This is a genomic window from Pseudomonas sp. CM27, from assembly GCF_013179515.1.
Taxonomy (GTDB): domain Bacteria; phylum Pseudomonadota; class Gammaproteobacteria; order Pseudomonadales; family Pseudomonadaceae; genus Aquipseudomonas.
Genome location: NZ_JABMCN010000102.1, coordinates 1 through 19,245 on the forward strand (window position 1 = coordinate 1; position 19,245 = coordinate 19,245).

General features: G+C 62.4%; 20 protein-coding genes. 11 read left to right on the forward strand and 9 right to left on the reverse strand.

The features are described 5' to 3' along the window. On the reverse strand, window positions 1-528 hold a 528-nt coding region (locus tag HP547_RS14400; RefSeq protein WP_306140392.1), incomplete at its 3' end, for a carbon starvation CstA family protein. A 217-nt stretch (window positions 529-745) separates the two neighbouring features. On the opposite strand from HP547_RS14400, the gene HP547_RS14405 reads away from it, so the two are divergent. The 3 genes from HP547_RS14405 to HP547_RS14415 all read left to right on the forward strand — a co-directional run bounded on the left by HP547_RS14405 (window position 746) and on the right by HP547_RS14415 (window position 3,755). Further along, window positions 746-1,537: a lytic polysaccharide monooxygenase gene (locus HP547_RS14405; RefSeq protein ID WP_172286655.1), complete on the forward strand. Its 792-nt coding sequence runs from the start codon at window positions 746-748 to the stop codon at window positions 1,535-1,537. A 74-nt stretch (window positions 1,538-1,611) separates the two neighbouring features. Then, the gene (locus HP547_RS14410) at window positions 1,612-1,977 is read left to right on the forward strand and encodes a PilZ domain-containing protein (RefSeq protein WP_172286656.1); all 366 of its coding nucleotides are present in this window, start codon (window positions 1,612-1,614) and stop codon (window positions 1,975-1,977) included. 260 nt (window positions 1,978-2,237) lie between these two features. Next, window positions 2,238-3,755, forward strand: coding sequence for a nucleobase:cation symporter-2 family protein (locus HP547_RS14415; protein WP_172223992.1), 1,518 nt, complete (start codon window positions 2,238-2,240; stop codon window positions 3,753-3,755). 176 nt (window positions 3,756-3,931) lie between these two features. Here HP547_RS14415 and radA read toward each other — a convergent pair whose 3' ends face one another. Next, the gene (radA, locus tag HP547_RS14420; RefSeq protein ID WP_172223987.1) at window positions 3,932-5,302 is read right to left on the reverse strand and encodes a DNA repair protein RadA; all 1,371 of its coding nucleotides are present in this window, start codon (window positions 5,300-5,302) and stop codon (window positions 3,932-3,934) included. Window positions 5,303-5,476: 174 nt separating this feature from the next. Between radA and mscL the strand changes: the two genes are divergently transcribed. Beyond that, a complete protein-coding gene (mscL, locus tag HP547_RS14425) occupies window positions 5,477-5,896 on the forward strand; it encodes a large-conductance mechanosensitive channel protein MscL (protein ID WP_027595230.1) in 420 nt (139 codons plus the stop codon). A gap of 31 nt (window positions 5,897-5,927) precedes the next feature. Here the strand turns inward: mscL and HP547_RS14430 are convergent, their stop codons facing one another. After that, window positions 5,928-6,704, reverse strand: a complete 777-nt coding sequence (locus HP547_RS14430) for a ferredoxin--NADP reductase (RefSeq protein WP_172286657.1) — start codon at window positions 6,702-6,704, stop codon at window positions 5,928-5,930. A 214-nt stretch (window positions 6,705-6,918) separates the two neighbouring features. Here HP547_RS14430 and HP547_RS14435 point away from each other — a divergent pair, with 214 nt between their 5' ends. Both HP547_RS14435 and HP547_RS14440 read left to right on the forward strand, forming a co-directional pair. Next, window positions 6,919-7,626, forward strand: coding sequence for an autoinducer binding domain-containing protein (locus HP547_RS14435; protein WP_172286658.1), 708 nt, complete (start codon window positions 6,919-6,921; stop codon window positions 7,624-7,626). Window positions 7,627-7,722: 96 nt separating this feature from the next. Beyond that, window positions 7,723-8,847, forward strand: coding sequence for a methyltransferase (locus HP547_RS14440; protein ID WP_172286659.1), 1,125 nt, complete (start codon window positions 7,723-7,725; stop codon window positions 8,845-8,847). Window positions 8,848-8,879: 32 nt separating this feature from the next. On the opposite strand, the gene HP547_RS14445 is transcribed toward HP547_RS14440, so the two are convergent. Genes HP547_RS14445 through HP547_RS14455 form a run of 3 tightly spaced genes read right to left on the reverse strand, consistent with a single transcriptional unit; the run spans window position 8,880 to window position 11,492 of the window. Next, window positions 8,880-9,035, reverse strand: coding sequence for a DUF2474 domain-containing protein (locus tag HP547_RS14445; protein WP_009682264.1), 156 nt, complete (start codon window positions 9,033-9,035; stop codon window positions 8,880-8,882). Window positions 9,036-9,044: 9 nt separating this feature from the next. Next, window positions 9,045-10,052, reverse strand: coding sequence for a cytochrome d ubiquinol oxidase subunit II (gene cydB / locus HP547_RS14450; RefSeq protein ID WP_172223972.1), 1,008 nt, complete (start codon window positions 10,050-10,052; stop codon window positions 9,045-9,047). Window positions 10,053-10,055: 3 nt separating this feature from the next. Beyond that, window positions 10,056-11,492, reverse strand: coding sequence for a cytochrome ubiquinol oxidase subunit I (locus HP547_RS14455; protein WP_172223969.1), 1,437 nt, complete (start codon window positions 11,490-11,492; stop codon window positions 10,056-10,058). Window positions 11,493-11,848: 356 nt separating this feature from the next. Here HP547_RS14455 and HP547_RS14460 point away from each other — a divergent pair, with 356 nt between their 5' ends. Beyond that, complete coding sequence (locus HP547_RS14460) at window positions 11,849-13,078, forward strand: MFS transporter (protein WP_172286660.1); 1,230 nt, start codon at window positions 11,849-11,851, stop codon at window positions 13,076-13,078. 34 nt (window positions 13,079-13,112) lie between these two features. Here the strand turns inward: HP547_RS14460 and HP547_RS14465 are convergent, their stop codons facing one another. After that, window positions 13,113-13,592, reverse strand: coding sequence for an N-acetyltransferase (locus HP547_RS14465; protein ID WP_172223964.1), 480 nt, complete (start codon window positions 13,590-13,592; stop codon window positions 13,113-13,115). A 185-nt stretch (window positions 13,593-13,777) separates the two neighbouring features. On the opposite strand from HP547_RS14465, the gene HP547_RS14470 reads away from it, so the two are divergent. Together HP547_RS14470 and trmA are read left to right on the forward strand one after the other, a co-directional pair. Continuing rightward, complete coding sequence (locus tag HP547_RS14470) at window positions 13,778-15,073, forward strand: NCS2 family permease (RefSeq protein WP_172286661.1); 1,296 nt, start codon at window positions 13,778-13,780, stop codon at window positions 15,071-15,073. Beyond that, window positions 15,070-16,155, forward strand: a complete 1,086-nt coding sequence (gene trmA, locus HP547_RS14475; protein ID WP_172232350.1) for a tRNA (uridine(54)-C5)-methyltransferase TrmA — start codon at window positions 15,070-15,072, stop codon at window positions 16,153-16,155. The genes HP547_RS14470 and trmA overlap by 4 nt, the downstream gene beginning before the upstream one ends. 117 nt (window positions 16,156-16,272) lie before the next feature. Here trmA and pcaG read toward each other — a convergent pair whose 3' ends face one another. Next, window positions 16,273-16,878, reverse strand: a complete 606-nt coding sequence (gene pcaG, locus HP547_RS14480) for a protocatechuate 3,4-dioxygenase subunit alpha (RefSeq protein WP_172232348.1) — start codon at window positions 16,876-16,878, stop codon at window positions 16,273-16,275. A 10-nt stretch (window positions 16,879-16,888) separates the two neighbouring features. Further along, window positions 16,889-17,608 (reverse strand): protocatechuate 3,4-dioxygenase subunit beta, encoded by a 720-nt coding sequence (gene pcaH, locus HP547_RS14485; protein ID WP_172232345.1) that lies wholly within the window; start codon window positions 17,606-17,608, stop codon window positions 16,889-16,891. Window positions 17,609-17,808: 200 nt separating this feature from the next. On the opposite strand from pcaH, the gene HP547_RS14490 reads away from it, so the two are divergent. Together HP547_RS14490 and HP547_RS14495 are read left to right on the forward strand one after the other, a co-directional pair. Continuing rightward, entirely contained in the window at window positions 17,809-18,702 is an 894-nt protein-coding gene (locus tag HP547_RS14490; RefSeq protein ID WP_172286662.1) for a neutral zinc metallopeptidase, read from the forward strand. A gap of 174 nt (window positions 18,703-18,876) precedes the next feature. After that, the coding region (locus HP547_RS14495) for a methyl-accepting chemotaxis protein (protein WP_172286663.1) at window positions 18,877-19,245 on the forward strand (369 nt) is incomplete at its 3' end.

Sequence of the window (19,245 nt, forward strand, 5' to 3'; positions counted from 1 at the left end):
GATGATCATGATCAGGAAGCAGCCGAACAAGGCGATGGTGCCGGGAATGCGGCCCATCTCCTCGCGCACCATGTCGCCCAGCGAGCGGCCATTGCGGCGGGTAGACAGGAACAGGACCATGAAGTCCTGCACCGCACCGGCCAGTACCACACCGGCAATCAGCCACAACGTGCCGGGCAGGTAGCCCATCTGCGCGGCAAGCACCGGGCCGACCAGCGGGCCGGCGCCCGCGATGGCGGCGAAGTGGTGACCGAAGAGGATGTGCTTGTTGGTCGGAACGTAGTCCAGGCCATCGTTGTTGAGCACCGCTGGGGTGGCTCGGCGAGGGTCGAGTTGCATCACCTTGGTGGCGATGAACAGGCTGTAGTAACGGTAGGCGACCAGGTAGATGGCCACCGAAGCGACCACGATCCACAAGGCATTGATCGCTTCACCACGACGCAGGGCGACAACACCCAGCGCGCAGGCTCCTATGACCGCCAGCGCCAGCCACGGGATGTGGCGTAGCAGGCTGTTATTGTTGTTCATGGCATGCTTCCAGCTAAGTGGTTGGAATAGACAGCTCCTTGAGTCTAGGGCCTGCTTGGCTGCTTTACCATATCGAATTGCGATCGGGGGCAGGCGCCAACGCTCGCGCTAGAGCGGCAACAGTGAGTTTCTTGAGTTCGACCTGATAGTTTTGCCAGTTGTCAGCATCTGCGTGCAGGAACATTTTCATGTTTCCCAACTGATCAAGGATGTTTCCATGAAACAGTATCTGCAAACCAGCCTCGCCTGCCTGGTTGCTGGTGCAAGCTTACAGGCAAATGCTGCTCAGCCTCAGCCGCAACACGGTGCGATGGAAGTGCCCATCGCCCGACAGTATGCCTGCTACAAGGCCCAGGACTACTACTGGCCTGAGGATGGCTCAAAGATCAAGGGCGATGGCTGCCGCGCCGCCTACCAACATGTATTCAAGAAATATGACAGTGATGCAGTCCAGGCCGCCTATCAGTTTAATCAATGGCACGAAACTTCGAAGAACGTGATGGACTACAACAACATGGAAGCTGTTAAAGCGGCGATTCCAGACGGACAGCTGTGCTCGGCAGGCAATGCCCCGGACAAGATTACGGTCACTGCTCTGCTGACTCGCATCAAGAGCGTGTTGAAAGGAGGTATCGGTGTCACAACCTTGGTGAACGACAAGAGCGGCCTCGACCAACCTGCCAACTGGACACCCTATGAACTCGTGAAAGGCGCTGACAATAAAGCAGACTTCCGCTTCAAGATCATGGCACCGCACAATCCAAGTTTCTGGCAGTTCTATGTCTCCAAACCCGGTTACGATCCGACAACGCAGGTGTTGAAGTGGGATGATCTTGAACTCGTCCACGAAGAAGGTAATGTCCAGCCCGTCAACGGCCACTACGAGATGCAGGTCGATCTCAAGGAAAATACCGGTCGACGTGTCATCTATACACGTTGGCAGCGCGAAGACTCCGCAGGCGAAGGTTTCTACAACTGCAGCGACGTGAACATCGTTTCCGGCAAGTAGCTTGCGCTCGCCTGCGGCAAGGCAGAAACGGTCATGGCTGGTCTATAGTCAGTGCAACTGACGAGGGGCCCGCCATGACCACTTCTGCCGACGACCGCCGCCGTTTCCAGCGTATTGACTTCGACGCCCCTACCGAGCTGCGCCAGGGCGATCGCCGCTGGCCGGTGAAACTGCTGGACCTTTCACTCAAAGGCTTGCTGGTCGAGCGACCCGCCCATTGGGACGCCGACCTGACTCAGGATTTCGACGCAGTCATCCACCTCGCCCTCGACACCCGCGTGCAGATGCAGGTGGAACTGCGCCATGAAGAAGCTACGCGCCTGGGCTTCATCTGCCTCTACATCGACATCGAATCGCTGACCCACCTGCACCGTCTTGTGGAATTGAACGTGGCTGACAGCACCGAAATGATGCGTGAGCTGCGCGAACTGATCGAATGAAATCTCTTAGCTAGCTAATAGCCTCCCCGCCTTGTGTTTCCTGTCTACCCAGACAGCTTTAAGCCTGGGTAGCAATGCTTTGTACACACCCCTCTAGTACAGCATTTGATGAGTTGGTACGCCTTCTGCATTGGGTTCTCGCACGTCTGGAGCGCCGCCTTGTGCGCGCTCCGATCAAAATATTGTATACAATTCTTGTGGCAATCATTTGTAGGAAGTGTCTACAGTAGCAACACAAAAATAAACAGAGAGCCTGCTCCATGACTACGTCCCCTAGCACGTCTCCCGCCCCGCGCCCCGAGGATGAAAACCTCGGCCTTGGAGCCAACCTGGCCTATGGTCTGCAGCATGTGCTGACCATGTATGGCGGGATCGTCGCGGTGCCCCTGATCCTGGGGCAGGCCGCAGGCCTGAATGGCGCCGAAATCGGCATGCTGATCGCCGCTTCGCTGTTTGCCGGTGGCCTGGCCACCCTGCTGCAAACCCTCGGCTTGCCGTTCTTCGGCTGTCAATTGCCGCTGGTGCAGGGCGTGTCCTTCGCCGGTGTGGCGACCATGGGCGCAATCCTCAGCAGCGAAGGCGGTGGTGGTCTGCCGGGCGTGCTCGGTGCGGTCATGGCAGCCTCGCTGATCGGCTTTCTGATCACCCCGGTGTTCTCACGCATCACCAAGTTCTTTCCGCCGCTGGTGACCGGTATCGTCATCACCATCATCGGCCTGACCCTGATGCCGGTTGCCGCGCGCTGGGTGATGGGTGGCAACAGCGCCTCGCCGGAGTTCGGCAGCATGGCCAACATCGGCCTGGCGGCGCTGACCTTCGCCATCGTGCTGCTGCTGAGCAAGCTGGGCAGCGCGACCATCTCGCGCCTGTCGATCCTGCTGGCCATGGTGGTCGGCACCCTGATCGCCTGGGCGCTGGGCATGACCGACTTCAGCAAGGTTGCCGAAGGGCCGATGTTCGCCTTCCCCACGCCGTTCCACTTCGGCATGCCGGAATTCCACATTGCCGCGATCCTGTCGATGTGCATCGTGATCATGGTGACCCTGGTGGAAACCTCGGCCGATATACTCGCCGTGGGTGAGATCATCGACACCAAGGTCGACTCCAAGCGCCTGGGCAACGGTCTGCGCGCCGACATGGCGTCGAGCATCCTGGCGCCGATCTTCGGTTCGTTCACCCAGAGCGCATTCGCCCAGAACGTTGGCCTGGTCGCCGTAACCGGGGTCAAGAGCCGCTACGTGGTAGCCACCGGTGGCGTGATCCTGGTGGTGCTCGGCCTGCTGCCAGTCATGGGCCGGGTCATCGCCGCCGTCCCTACCCCGGTACTGGGCGGCGCCGGCATCGTGCTGTTCGGCACCGTGGCGGCCAGTGGTATTCGCACCCTGTCCAAGGTCAGCTACAAGAACAACGTCAACCTGATCATCGTCGCGGCCTCGCTGGGCTTCGGCATGATCCCGATTGCCGCACCCAACTTCTATCACCACTTCCCGAACTGGTTCGAGACCATCTTCCACTCGGGCATCAGCTCGGCGGCGATCATGGCCATCCTGCTGAACCTGATCTTCAACCACTTCACCACCGGCAACTCGGAAAACCAGTCGGTGTTCGCTGCAGCCTACGAGCGCACCATCCAGTATTCGGACATTTCCGCGCTGCGTGACGGGGACTACTTCAAGGATGGCAAGCTGTTCGATGCCGAAGGCAATGAAGTGCCGATGCTGGAAATGGACGAGCATGGCAACGAGACAGTCAGGCGTGCGGCGGTTGCCGAACATTGACCGCTGACTGAGCGGTGAAGTGGAGGGGCCGACGCGCATCGTCGGCCCCTTTTTCGTTTGCCTGTCAGGCCCTATCGCCGGCAAGCCAGCTCCCACAAGAACGCCACAGGTTCCGAATCCTGTGCAGTACCTGTGGGAGCTGGCTTGCCGGCGATAGGGCCCTGACAGGCCAAGGATCACTCGAACAATGCATCCAGCGCCTGTTCCAGCCGGGTCACGGCAATAACCTGCAACCCTGCCGGCGGATCTTTCGGCGCATTACCCTTGGGCACGATGGCCCGCTTGAAACCATGCTTGGCCGCCTCTTTAAGCCGCTCCTGGCCACTGGGCACCGGCCGCACCTCGCCCGACAGGCCGATCTCGCCAAACACCAGCAGGCCATGGGCCAATGGCCGATTGCGCAAGCTGGACATCACCGCCGCCAGCAGCGCCAGGTCCGAGGCCGTTTCCAGCACCTTCACCCCGCCCACCACGTTGAGGAACACGTCCTGGTCATGGGTGGGAATACCCCCGTGACGGTGCAAAACCGCCAGCAACATGGCCAGGCGATTCTGGTCCAGGCCCAGGGTTACCCGACGCGGGTTGGCCAGGTGGCTGTCATCGACCAGCGCCTGCACCTCCACCAGCATCGGCCGGGTGCCCTCCCAGGTTGCCATCACCACACTGCCTGGCACTTCTTCCTGGGCCCGGTTGAGGAAGATCGCCGACGGGTTGGAGACCTCTTTCAGGCCCCGGTCGGTCATGCCGAACACGCCCAGCTCGTTGACTGCGCCAAAGCGATTCTTCACCGCGCGCAACAGGCGCAGGCGGCCATCGGACTCACCTTCGAAATACAGCACGGTGTCGACCATGTGCTCAAGTACCCGCGGGCCGGCCAGCGAGCCTTCCTTGGTGACGTGACCGACCAGGAAAATCGCGGTACCGCTCTGCTTGGCGTAGCGCACCAGCAACGCCGTGCTCTCGCGCACCTGGGCCACACCGCCGGGGGCTGATTGCAACTGTTCGGTGAAAATGGTCTGGATCGAGTCGATCACCATCACCCGCGGCTTTTCCTGGCGGGCGGTGGCAATGATGGTTTCGATGCAGGTTTCGGTCATCACCTTGAGCTGGTCCTGGGGCAGGCCCAGGCGCCGCGAGCGCATGGCCACCTGCTGTTGCGACTCCTCACCGGTGACGTACAGCGCCGGCATGCCCACGGCGATGTTGCACAATGTCTGCAGCAGGATGGTCGACTTGCCGATACCGGGGTCGCCCCCAATCAGCACCACCGAGCCATCCACCAGGCCGCCACCCAGCACGCGATCCAGCTCGGTACTGCTGGTGGAGAAGCGCGGGATTTCCTCGACACTGACCTCGGCAAGGGTCTTGATCTGCGCCTGTTGCCCGGTCCAGCCGGCACGGCCGCTACTGGGCGCAGCGGCACCACCGCTTTCGATCATGGTCTCGACCAGGGTATTCCAGGCCCCGCATTCGCCGCACTGGCCGGCCCATTTGGGGAAGGTCGCGCCGCACTCGGTGCAGCCATACAAGCGCTTGGCCTTGGCCATGGGTGGGGTCTCCTGGAAAAAACCGCCATCATAGCCGAGCCGAGCGTGTCTCGAACGCCTCGGGATGCGACAAAACTATTCGTTGCAACCGCAGTCAGTAGCCCTGAACACCGCATGAAGCGTTTTAGTGGCTTACACTGCGTTAACCTTACCTTTTGTTACAAGGAACCCAACATGGGCATGATCAGTGAGTTCAAGGCCTTCGCGGTCAAAGGCAATGTCGTCGACATGGCGGTCGGTATCATCATCGGCGCGGCCTTCGGCAAGATCGTCTCGTCCTTCGTCGGTGATGTGGTCATGCCGCCACTGGGCCTGCTGATCGGTGGCGTGGACTTCAGCGACCTGGCCATTACCCTGAAGGCTGCCGAAGGCGACATCCCGGCGGTGGTGCTGGCTTATGGCAAGTTCATCCAGACCGTGATCGACTTCGTCATCGTGGCCTTTGCCATTTTCATGGGGGTCAAGGCAATCAACAGGCTCAAGCGTGAAGAGGCCGTGGCACCGAGTGCGCCGCCTGTGCCCTCCGCTGAAGAAACCTTGCTGACCGAAATTCGCGATTTGCTCAAGACGCAAAACCAGAACCGGTTGCCTTGAGACCGCCGGGGGCGCTGAGCGCCCCCCATTATCACCAGTAGTTTTCCACCGCCACCTGGCCCGGCCGCTTGCTCAGGCTCAACTGCAGGTCACGCGCCTTCAACACCTTGCGCGTCTCGTCGATCATCTCCGGGTTGCCGCACAGCATCACCCGAGAATGCTCCGGCGAAAGCGCCAGGCCCGCCGCCTTCTCCAGCTCGCCATTCTCGATCAGTGTGGTAATACGCTGATTCAATGCCCCCGGGTGCTGTTCACGGGTCACCACCGGAATGAACTGCAACTTGCCGGCAAACTCGGCCAAGTAGTCGCGCTGCTCCAACCCGGCAATTTCAGCCACATAAGCCAGTTCTTGCGCTTCACGCACCGAGTACACCAGCTTGATGCTGTCAAAGCGCTCCCAGGCCTCGAAGTCCTGCAGGATCGACATAAATGGCGCAATGCCAGTACCGGTCGCCAGCAACCACAGGTCGCGGCCACCGACGAAGCGGTCGAGGGTAAGGAAGCCGAACGCCTGGCGATCGATCAACAAGGTGTCCCCTGCCCCCAGCCGGCTCAACTCACTGGTGAACTCCCCCCCTGGCACCACGATGGAGAAAAAGTCCAGGTGCTCGTCATGCGGCGCACTGACCATGGAATAGGCACGCCACACCACGCTGCCATCGGCCTTGGTCACGCCCAGCCGGGCAAACTGGCCGGAACGGAAGCGGAACCCGGCATCGCGCGTAACCCGCAGGCTGAAGAGGTTCGGCGTCAGGGGCTGAACATCGAGCAGGGTCTGCTGGGTGAATTTTTCGGCGCTGGCGGTCATAACGGGCTCCAAAGTTGACATGCGCACAGTGTCGCCCAAAGCGGTCTGGATAAAAACCATTGCTTTGTAGGGCCTCCGCCAGGGCGATCCTGCCGAAGTCGCAGAAAAACCTGATCGCTATAACAAAAAAAACCCAGCGATATGGTAGGTAGTTTCCTACAATCATGCGGGTACCCAAACGGATTGGGCCCAGCAACCTCCAGGAGTTTTACAGATGCTGCACTGGAAACCCGAGCATCTTCATGCGTTTGTAAGCGAACGCAGCCCCCGAAGGCTGTTCGATATCGCGGTGCATCTGGCGCAGGACCTTGGCATGGATTACCTGGGGCTGAACATTCGCATTCAGATCGCCACGCAAACCCCTCGGGTCTACCTTTACAGCAACTACCCGGACGAGTGGATACAGCACTATCAGCGCGATGAGTTCTACAAGCAGGACGCGGCCGCCAACGTGAGCCACAGTTCTACCCTGCCGGTACTGTGGACCGACGAGCTCTATAGTGAGGCCCCGCATTATCGCGAGGCAGCCTGCAAGCATGGCCTGCGCCATGGCTGGACGCAGTCCTTGCACGATCTGCAGCACAACGAAAGCCAGATCAGCGTGGCCAGGCCCGCCGTCAATATCGACATCAATGAGCTCTATGACAAAGCCGGCAGTGTGCAGTGGCTTTGCCATACCCTGCATGCGGTGCTTGGCGAACACCACCTCAATGCCCTGTGCCCGCCACAACCTAAAATGAGCGAGCGCGAGCTGGAAGTACTGAGATGGTCGGCCGCCGGCAAGACCGCCGCCGACGTGGCCTGCATCCTGTCGCTGTCACAGAGCACGGTCAACTTCCACATCCGCAGTGTTATCACCAAGACCAACGCCGCCAACAAGGCTGGCGCCATCGCCATCGCCGCCCTGCGCGGCTGGATCTGACCGGCAATCCTGCGACCTTGGGCAAAGCCCTGTAGAATCGCCCGGCAAAGCCCGGCGCGAACCGCAACGGGCAGTTTCGTACCCGAGCCAGACGCCATGCCCCTGTTGACCACCCCCTACGCCGCACTCGACCTGATCCGCCAGCCGGAGCAGGCCAACGACCCGCTACAGGCCTTCGATGCCGCCGACGAGTACCTGCTTGCGCAGTTGCACGCGCAGAAGCCTGCGGCTGACTGCCGGGTGCTGGTGCTCAATGACAGCTTTGGCGCCGTGGCTGCCAGCCTGGCGGGGCATATGCAGGTAGTTGGCAGCGGCGACTCGCACCTGGCGCACCTGGCGCTGGAAAAGAACCTGGTACGCAATGGCCTGGCGTTCGACAGCGTGCCGTTCGTGCCGGCCAGCGAGCAATGGCAAGGCCCGTTCGACCGGGTGCTGGTGCGCGTGCCCAAGACTCTGGCGCTGCTGGAAGAACAGCTGATCCGCCTGCAGGGCCACCTGGCCCCCGGCGCACAGGTAATTGCCGGAGCAATGATCAAGCACCTGCCACGCGCCGCTGGCGACCTGATGGAGAAGTACATCGGCCCGGTACAGGCTTCACTGGCCGAGAAAAAGGCCCGCTTGCTGGCCGCGACAGTAGCCGAACGGCCCGTCGCACGCTCTCCCTACCCTAGCCGCTACCGCCTTGACGTGCCGGCGCTGGAGCTGCTCAATCACGCCAACGTGTTCTGCCGTGAAGGCCTTGATATCGGCACTCGGGCATTCCTGCCGCACCTGCCTCGCGACCTCGGCCGTGCGCGGGTGGCGGACCTGGGTTGTGGCAACGGCGTGCTGGCGATTGCCAGTGCCCTGGCCAACCCGGACGCCCAGTACACCCTGGTCGACGAGTCTTACATGGCAGTGCAATCGGCGCGCGAGAACTGGCAAGCCGCGCTGGGCGAGCGCCCGGCAAGCTTCGAGGCAGCCGATGGGTTGGCAGGGGTGGAAAAACAGTCGCTGGACGTGGTGCTGTGCAACCCGCCGTTCCACCAGCAGCAGGTGGTGGGCGATTTTCTCGCCTGGCGCATGTTCCAGCAGGCGCGCGAAGCGCTGGTGGTGGGTGGGGCGCTGTATATCGTCGGCAACCGGCACCTGGGCTATCACAGCAAGCTGGCGCGGTTGTTCCGAGGGGTGGAGCAGGTTGCCGCCACGCCCAAGTTCGTGATCCTCAAGGCCCGCAAGTAAACGTCAGGGGGCGCACAGCGCCCCCCCGCCTTTCAATGGGTGGTCAACCCCGCAGCCCCCATGAACAGGCGCATCACCCAGGCCGCCACACCTAGCGCCGCCACGCTCAACGCCCAGATCAGCACCAGCCAGCCCAGCCGCTGCCACAGCGGTTTTTTCTCTTCAAGACCATGCTTGCCCGTCATCATGAGGAACTCCTAGTGATAACCGTCTTCATGGGTGACCTTGCCGCGGAACACGTAGTAGCTCCAGAACGTGTAGCCCAGGATGAACGGCAGGATGAACAGCGTACCCACCAGCATGAAGCCCTGACTTTGCGGTGGAGCCGCGGCCTCCCAGATCGAGATCGACGGCGGGATGATGTTCGGCCACAGGCTGATGCCCAGCCCGCTGTAGCCGAGGAAAATCAGCACCAGGGTGAGCAGGAACGGCGTGTAGTGCGCATTGCGCGCCACCGCCTTGAGCAAGCCGTAGAAGGTCACCAGCACCAGCAGCGGCACCGGCATGAACCAAAGCAGGTTAGGCATGCTGAACCAGCGGTCGGCGATCTGCGGATAAGCGATCGGCGTCCACAGGCTGACGATGCCGATCACCACCAGCAGCACCAGCGCCAGCGGCCGGGCAATGTCATGCATCTTGCGCTGCAACGGCCCTTCGGTCTTCATGATCAGCCAGGTGCACCCCAACAGGGTGTAGGCAACGATCAGCCCCAACCCGCTGAACAGGCTGAACGGCGTGAGCCAGTCGAGGGTACCACCGGCGAAATGCCGGTCGACCACCTTGAAGCCCTCCAGGAAGGCGCCCAGGGCCACACCCTGGAAAAAGGTGGCGACCAGCGAGCCGCCGATGAACGCCTTGTCCCATAGATGCCGCTTGTCAGCCTTGGCCTTGAAGCGGAACTCGAAGGCCACACCGCGGAAGATCAGGCCGATAAGCATCAGGATCAGCGGCAGATACAACGCTTCGAGCACCACCGAGTAGGCCATGGGGAAGGCACCGAACAGGCCGGCACCGCCTAGCACCAGCCAGGTTTCGTTGCCGTCCCACACGGGGGCGACGGTGTTCATCATCACATCGCGGTCATGCTCGTCCTTGACGAACGGGAAGAGCATGCCGATGCCCAGGTCGAAACCGTCCATCACCACGTACATCATGACGCCGAAGATGATGATCACGGCCCAGATCAGCGGAAGGTCGATACCCATGGCTCAGTTCCCCTTGCTCAGGCTGGCGGAGTTGGCCTCACGGCCATCATCGGCGGCGGACAGCGGCCGCGCCGGCGTGCGTTTCTGGCCAGGGCCACCGGGGTTCGGCTCATCGCCCTCGCCGGTCTGCGGCCCTTTGCGCACCAGCCGCATCATGTAGCCAAGGCCGGTACCGAATAGGGCGAAGTAGACCACCACGAAGGCCACCAGGGTGAAGCCAAGCTGGGCGTAGCTGTGGTTGGACACACCGTCTGCAGTGCGCATCAGGCCATAGACCACCCAGGGCTGGCGGCCGATTTCGGTGGTGAACCACCCGGCCAGCAACGCGATCAGCCCGGAAGGCCCCATCCACAGCGCCACATGCAGGAAAGGGCGCGAGGTGTAGAGCGTGCCGCGCTTGCGCAGCCACAGGCTCCACAGGCCAACGAAGATCATCAGGAAACCGAGCCCGACCATGATCCGGAACGACCAGAACACAATGGTCGAGTTGGGCCGGTCCTCGGGCGGGAATTCCTTCATGGCCGGGACCTGCTGGTCCAGGCTGTGGGTCAGGATCAGGCTGCCGAGCGCCGGGATCTCGACCTTGAAGCGCGTGGTTTCGGCCTTCATGTCGGGGATGCCGAACAGGATCAGCGGGGTCGGTTCACCGGGCACGTTCTCCCAGTGGCCTTCGATCGCGGCAATTTTTACCGGTTGGTGCTTGAGCGTGTTGAGGCCGTGGAAATCGCCGATCACCGCCTGGACAGGGGCGACCACCAACGCCATCCACATGGCCATCGACAGCATCTTGCGCACGGCCGGGTTATCACGCCCGCGCAGCAGGTGCCAGGCCGCCGAGGCACCGACGAAGAACGCGGTGGAGACGAATGCGGCAGTGGCCATGTGCATCAGACGGTAGGGGAACGAGGGGTTGAAGATCACCGCCAGCCAGTCCACCGGCACCACACGGCCATCGATGATCTCGTGGCCTTGCGGGGTCTGCATCCAGCTGTTGGAAGCCAGGATCCAGAAGGTCGAAACCAAGGTGCCAAGCGCCACCATCAGCGTGGAGAAGAAGTGCAGGCCACGGCCGACGCGGTTCCAGCCAAACAGCATGACACCGAGGAAACCAGCCTCCAGGAAGAAGGCAGTCAGGACTTCGTAGGTGAGCAGCGGGCCGGTGACAGCACCGGCGAAGTCGGAAAACCGGCTCCAGTTGGTACCGAACTGGTAGGCCATGACCAGCCCGGAGACCACGCCCATGCCGAAGTTGACGGCGAAGATCTTCGACCAGAAATGATAGAGGTCACGGTAGACCTGGTTGTGGGTCCGCAGCCATAGGCCTTCGAGGACCGCCAGGTAGCTCGCCAGGCCGATGGTGATGGCCGGGAACAGGATGTGGAACGACACGGTAAAGGCAAACTGCATTCGGGCGAGCTCTAAGGCCTCTATTCCGAACATGGTGCTTCCTCTTCAGATAATCCGGCGTTCGGGCTTGTGGCCCGGTCGCCCACTGCCCCCACGGTAGTCGAGTGTGGCGCGTTGGAATTGTTCTGTTCGATCGCAGGGATTCCGGCCCGAAGGCCAATTCGTCAACAGAACGTTGCAAAAGCAACGGTTGATGCAGATCAACGAATGCTAGGAAGCATAGTCCCGAATGGCCTGACGGGCGGTGTGGTTGTTTGCCGCGTGACCGGTTGTCCCACCCCCTTCCGAAGCGCGTCAAAAGGTGCCGACTCAGGCAAACAGTAACTGTTTGTTACAAACAGATGATACGCTGCGCACCCCCTCTACTGCGCCGAGGCCCATGGTTTCCGATGTCCGATCCCGCACCGCAGTTGTTGCGCCACCACCGTCCTTTCCTGGCCTTCTGGCTGGCCCGCGTGTTCACCGCCAGCGGCTTCCAGATGCTCACCGTGTCCATTGGCTGGCACCTCTACCAGCTGACCGGCAGCGTGCTGGACCTGGGCCTGGTCGGCCTGGTCGAGTTTGCGCCCCGAGTGCTGTTCATGCTGCACACCGGGCATGTCGCCGACCGCTATGACCGGCGCAAGATCGCTGCCCTGTGCCAGAGCCTGCAGGGGCTGATAGCCCTGGCGCTGGCCGTGGGCAGCGCCACCGACAACGTCAGCCGCGAGCTGATCTTTGCCCTGGCCTTCCTGCTGGGCGCCACGCGCTCGTTCGAAATGCCGGCTACCCAGGCGCTATTGCCCAACGTGGTGCCGCCCGGGCTGTTCCCGCGGGCCGTGGCGGCTTCGGCGTCGGCCACCCAGTCGGCAACCATCGTGGCGCCGGCGGTGGGCGGCTTTCTGTATGCCTTTGGCAGCATCTGGGTGTATGGCCCCACGGTGGCCCTGTACGCCATCGCCTGCGTGCTCACCCTGAGCCTGCAGGCCCGCGGCCAGGTCATGCAGCGCGGGCGGGCCAGCATCGAGTCACTGCTGGCCGGCATCCGCTTCATCCGCAGCCGGCCCGACATTCTCGGCGCCATTTCCCTGGACCTGTTCGCCGTACTGCTGGGTGGGGCCACTGCGCTGCTGCCGGTGTTTGCCAAGGACATCCTGCTGACCGGCCCGCTGGGCCTGGGCCTGTTGCGCTCGGCGCCAGCGGTAGGCGCGTTGCTGATGTCGGTGTGGCTGGCGCGCTTCCCGTTCGAACGGAATGTGGGGCGGACCATGTTCACTGCGGTCGGAATATTCGGCGTGGCGACTATTGCCTTTGGCCTGTCGACCTCGTTCTGGTTTTCGCTCGCGGTGCTGGTGGTGCTGGGCGCGGCAGACATGATCAGCATGGTCATCCGCAGTTCCTTCGTGCAGTTGGAAACACCGGATGAAATGCGCGGGCGGGTGAGCGCGGTCAATGGTTTGTTCATCGGTGCCTCGAACCAGCTCGGCGAGTTCGAATCGGGCGTTACCGCGCACTGGTTTGGCACAGTGCCGGCGGTGGTGATGGGGGGCGTGGGCACCCTGGTGGTGACCGGGGTGTGGATAAAGTTGTTCCCCACACTGGCGGGACGCGACCAATTGCACAGCAGGCCAGCGGGATAAGCGCCGGGGCGCTTGGCGCAGCCAGGGTGTGAGGCTACAGCATGAGGGTCAGCTGGCGCTCATACCCGGTCCTGGCACGGTAGCCGTTACCGCTGTCCAGCCAGCCTGTGGCTCGATACAGCGCGAGGGCGGCGAGGTTGTCCGGGTGCACCGACAACTGCAGGCGGTCGACATCCGGCCACAAGGCGCGAACGTGTCCGGGGAGTGCGCGCATGCATGCACTGCCCAGGCCAAGCCCCTGAAAACGCTGGTCCACCTGCAGCGCGTTTACAATTGCGGCACCTGGCTGGGCCCACGCGGGGAGGAACGCACCACGCTGAAGCAGTAGAAACACGCGAGGCATCTCGTCCAGCAATAGCACCAGCCCGCGGGTGTCGTCGCTGCGCGCATTCAGCAGGCTATACAACGCGGTTGCAATATCCCCTGCGTAATACTGCTGATCGAGGGGTAACTGCAAGGTGTCGAGGCAATCGCGCTGTCGCTCGCTCAACTGCTCATAGTCCACTAACTGCATGACCACTTCCTTCAAATGCTGCCCAGCTTGTCAGTGAATCGCTACCGCCATTAACGCCTGGCAATCATGCTGGTATGATGCGCGGCTTTTTCCGCCCCAGATTAAACCACGGCAACCGGTACGGTCTGTGCTTTGCTGATGGGGTCGATATATTCATGGCGCCCGGGGGCGCCTTGGGAGCGGGCATGCTGGAAAGGCTGTTTCAACTAAGAGCACACAACACCAATGTGCGCACCGAGATTCTCGCGGGCGTCACCACCTTCCTGGCCATGGCCTATATCTTGTTCGTCAACCCGAGCATTCTCGGCGAGACCGGCATGGACAAAGGCGCGATCTTCGTCGCCACCTGCCTGGCAGCGGCCATTGGCTCCACCACCATGGGCCTGATCGCCAACTACCCGATCGCCCTGGCGCCGGGCATGGGCCTGAACGCGTTCTTCACCTACACCGTGGTGCTGCACATGGGCCACACCTGGCAGGTAGCGCTGGGCGCGGTATTCCTGTCGGCGGTGATGTTCTTCCTGCTGTCGATCTTCCGCATCCGCGAATGGATCGTGAACAGCATCCCGCTACCGCTGCGCTCGGCGATCGCTGCCGGCATCGGCCTGTTCCTGGCGCTGATCGCGCTGCACAATGCCGGTATCGTCGTCGATAACCCGGCTACCCTGGTGGGCCTGGGCGACCTCAAGCAGCCAGCGCCTATCCTCGCCACCCTGGGCTTCTTCCTGATCGTCGGCCTGGAGTCGCTGAAAGTGCGTGGCGCGGTGCTGATCGGCATCCTGGCGGTGACCATCGCCTCGATCGTGATGGGCGTGACGCCGTTCGCCGGTGTTGTCTCCATGCCGCCATCGCTGGCCCCCACCTTCCTGCAGCTGGATATTGCCGGCGCGCTGGACGTGGGCCTGGTCAGCGTGATCTTCGCCTTCCTGTTCGTCGACCTGTTCGACAACTCCGGTACCCTGATCGGCGTGGCCAAGCGCGCCGGCCTGATGGGCAAGGACGGCCACATGCCGAAGATGGGCCGCGCCCTGATTGCCGACAGCACCGCAGCCATGGCCGGCTCGTTGCTGGGCACCTCGACCACCACCAGCTACATTGAGTCTGCGGCAGGCGTGAGCGCCGGTGGCCGCACCGGCCTCACTGCCATCGTGGTGGCGGTATTGTTCCTGCTGGCACTGTTCTTCGCCCCGCTGGCCGGTAGCGTGCCGGCCTTCGCCACCGCCCCGGCGCTGCTGTTCGTCGCAGTGCTGATGGCTTCGGGCCTGGCGGAAATAAACTGGGACGACGTCACCGAAGCCGCGCCGGTGGTGGTAACCGCCCTGGCCATGCCGCTGACCTACTCGATCGCCAACGGCATCGCTTTCGGCTTCATTTCCTGGACCGCCGTCAAGCTGATCTCGGGCCGCCACCGCGACCTGAACCCGGCGCTGGTGATCCTTTCCATCCTGTTCGTCATCAAGCTGGGCTGGTTCAACGCATGAGTGCTGCTTTCGACCCCTCCTCCTACGCCACCCAGCTGGATGCCAAGGTAGCCCGGCTGCGCGAGCTGCTGGCGCCGTTCGGCGCACCGGAGCCGGCTGTTTTCGACTCGCCGCGCGAACATTACCGCCTGCGCGCCGAGTTCCGCCTGTGGCGCGAAGACGGCCAGCGCCATTACGCCATGTTCGCCCCGGGCGATAAACACAAGGCGATCCTGATCGACGACTTCCCCATCGCCAGCCAGCGCATCAACCAGTTGATGCCGCGCCTGAAGGCGGCCTGGCAGGCCAGCGAAGAACTGGGCAATCGCCTGTTCCAGGTGGAGTTCCTGACGACCCTGGCTGGCGATGCCATGGTCACCCTGTGCTACCACCGCCCGCTGGACGAAGCCTGGGAAGTGGCGGCACGGCAGTTGGCCGAGGCGCTGGGGGTGAGTGTCATCGGGCGCTCCAAGGGCAAACGCCTGGTGATCGGCCGCGACTACGCGGTGGAGAAACTCGACGTGGCCGGGCGTGTGTTCAGCTACCGCCAGCCGGAGGGCGCGTTCACCCAGCCCAACGGCGCAGTGAACCAGAAGATGCTGAGCTGGGCCTTCGAGGCCATTGGCGAGCGTGAGGACGACCTGCTGGAGCTGTACTGCGGCAACGGCAACTTCACCCTGCCGCTGGCGACCCGCGTGCGCCAGGTGCTGGCTACCGAGATCAGCAAGACCTCGGTCAATGCCGCGCTGAGCAACCTCGACGAGAACGCTGTGGATAACGTACGGCTGGTACGGTTGTCGGCAGAGGAACTGACCCAGGCGCTGAATGAGGTGCGGCCGTTCCGTCGCCTGGAAGGCATCGACCTGAAAAGCTATGAGTTCGGCACGGTGTTCGTCGACCCGCCTCGGGCCGGGATGGACCCGGACACTTGCGAGCTGACCCGCCGGTTCGAGCGCATTTTGTACATCTCGTGCAACCCGGAGACGCTGGCGGCGAACATTGCCCAGTTGCAGGACACGCACCGCATCGAGCGTTGTGCGGTGTTTGACCAGTTCCCCTATACCCATCATATGGAAAGCGGGGTCCTGCTGGTTCGGCGCTGACCGATGCATCGCCGGCAAGCCAGCTCCCACAGATACTGCACAGGCCTTGAGGGCGGCGCGGTCGGTGTAGGAGCTGGCTTGCCGGCGATGGGCCGCAAAGCGGCCCCAAACATTGACTCAGAAGTCGAAGAACACCGTCTCCCCTTCCCCCTGAATACGGATATCGAAGCGATACGCCGTCTTCCCGTCCACCTCGCAACGCTTCGCGATCAACGTCTCACGCCGCTGCGGCTGCTCGATCAGGTTCAACACCGGGCATTTGGCATTGGCCGCCGCCTCGTCATCGAAATACAGGCGCGTGTGCAGGTGAATGTTGATGCCCCGGGCAAACAGGCTGATGTTGATGTGCGGCGCCATCGGCACGCCGGCAGCATTGTTCACCACACCCGGCTTGACCGTTTGCATGGTCCACTCGCCAGCATCGAAGGTGGTAGCCGTGCGGCCGAAGCTGTTGAAGGCGTTTTCCAGGTTGTACGCGTCCTGGTAGTCGCCGTTGGCGTCGGCCTGCCACACTTCCAGGAACGAGTCGCGTACCAGGTGGCCATTACCGTCGTACACATGCCCGATCAGCAGGATGTGCTCGCCTGGTGCCTCTGGTTTGGCCAGGCGGTTCCAGATTTCCTGATCACGGGTCGGGTTGCCGGCCGCTTCCAGGGCCAGGCCGATGTGCACGTAGGGGCCGGCGGTCTGCGAAGGGGTTTCCGGCAGCAGTTCGATTGGCATGACGGTTTCCTCAGCAGTTTTCGAAGTGGGTCTTGCGCTGGCCGCGCAGCACGATGTCGAAGCGGTAGGCCAGGCAGTCCATCGGGTTGGCATTGCTCATGTCGAGCTTGGCGATCAACTGCTGCACGGCTTGCGGGTTGGCGATCGACTTGACGATGGGGCACATCGGGATCAGCGGGTCACCCTCGAAGTACAGCTGGGTGATCAGCTTGGTGGCAATCGACGGGCCGCTGATGCCGAAGTGGATGTGCGCCGGGCGCCAGTCGTTCGGGCCGTTGCGCCATGGGTACGGGCCGGGCTTGATGGTGCGGAAGCTGTAGTAGCCGTCCTGGTCGGTCAGGCAACGGCCAACACCGCCGAAGTTCGGGTCCAGCGGTGCCAGGTAGCGGTCGTTCTTGTGGCGATAGCGGCCGCCGGCGTTGGCCTGCCACATTTCCACCAGGGTGTTCGGCACAGGCTTGCCGTACTGGTCGACGACGCGGCCGGCGACGATGATGCGCTCGCCGATCGGCAGGCCACCGTTGTCAAAGTTCAGCAGCAGGTCATGGTCGTGGGCGCCAAAGCGCAAATGGGAAAAGTCCGGGCCAGTGGTTTCACTGATCGACTGCGGAATACTGACCAGTGCCTGGCGCGGTGAACGGGCAATGGACGTCTTGTAATCAGGCGTCAGGGCTTTCGGGTGCCAGTTGCGATCACGGATCACGAAGCGGCTGTTGTCCTGGGCAGGCATGCCGGTTTCCTCTCTTGGAATTATGTAAACGCCTGGGCGTGGCAGGCGGACTTGCAGTTTCGGACAAGTCGCGCGCGATGAATATTGAAATCAGGCATTCAAAACATAACCAGATGGTTATGGATTAACACCTTTGCCTGACACCTGTCGCCGTAGTGAACTAATCTTTGTCTTCTTGTTTCACGCTCGGGAGAGCACTCATGGAATGGCGAAAAGGCCGACGCAGCGACAACGTGGTCGATGCCCGGGGCGAAGGCGGCGGTGGCGGCGGCATGCGTTTTGGCGGCGGCAAGGGCCTGGGGCTGGGGGCGATTCTGCTGATTGTCGGCATCGGCTGGCTTACCGGGCAGGACCCGTTGCAGATCCTCGGCCAGCTCACCGGCCAGATGGAACAGCAGCAACAGCAGACGGCACCCAGCGGTGCGGGCGGCAAGGCGCCACCGGCCAATGACCAGCAGGCCGAATTTGTCGCCTCTGTGCTGGGCGACACCGAAGACACCTGGAAGGCCTTGTTCGCCGAAGCCGGCAAACAGTACCGTGACCCCAAGCTGGTGCTGTTCAGCGGCCAGGTCAATTCGGCCTGTGGGTTTGCCTCGGCGGCGGTCGGGCCGTTCTACTGCCCGGCGGACCAGCGTGTATACCTGGACATGTCGTTCTTCCGCGAAATGGAAACCCGCTTCGCCGCTGCTGGCGACTTCGCCCAGGCCTATGTGATCGCCCACGAAATCGGCCACCACGTGCAGACCCTGCTGGGTGTTTCGGCCAAGGTGGACGCCGCACGCCGCAACGGCCAGCGTATGGAAGGCGACAATGGCCTGTTGGTACGCCAGGAGCTGCAGGCCGACTGCCTGGCCGGGGTGTGGGCCTATCAGGCGCAGAAGCGGCTGAACTGGCTGGAGCCGGGTGACGTCGAGGAAGCGCTGAACGCCGCCAATGCCATCGGCGATGACCGCCTGCAGCAGCAAGGCCGCGGGCGCGTGGTACCGGACTCCTTTACCCATGGCACCTCGGCGCAGCGCGTGCGCTGGTTCAAGGCCGGGTTCGCCCAGGGTGAGGTGAACAGCTGCGATACCTTCAGTGCACGCAACCTTTGACCTGCATAGGGGCCGCTCTGCGGCCTCAATGCATCCAGTTACAAATCAGCTGAAAAAGCGTTTCAGCTTCCCCCTTCACTGCCGATAACCCCCGCACGAGTCAGCGGGCATCCAGAACAACAACGCCTGGCGATCGAAGATCAAGCGAGCGAAAACAACTTCTGGAGAGCGTGCATGAACAGCTGGTTCGCCAACATCAGCGTCAACCTCAAACTCGGCCTGGGCTTCGGCCTGGTACTGATCCTTACCGGCCTGCTGGCCCTGACCGGCTGGACCAGCCTGGGCAGCCTGATCGACCGCAGCAACTGGATGGGCGACATCGGCCAGCTCAACAAGGACCTCACCGACCTGCGCATTGCGCGCCTGCAGTACATGATCGCCAACGGCGACGACAGCGCAGCAGCCAATACCCAGGCCAAGCTGGACGCCTTTGGCAAGCAGCAGGCGTACCTGGCCAGCACCTTCAAAAGTGCCGAGAACATCAAGCTGCTGGGTGAACTGGGCGAGACCATCAGCGCCTACAAACTGTCGCTGAACAAGATG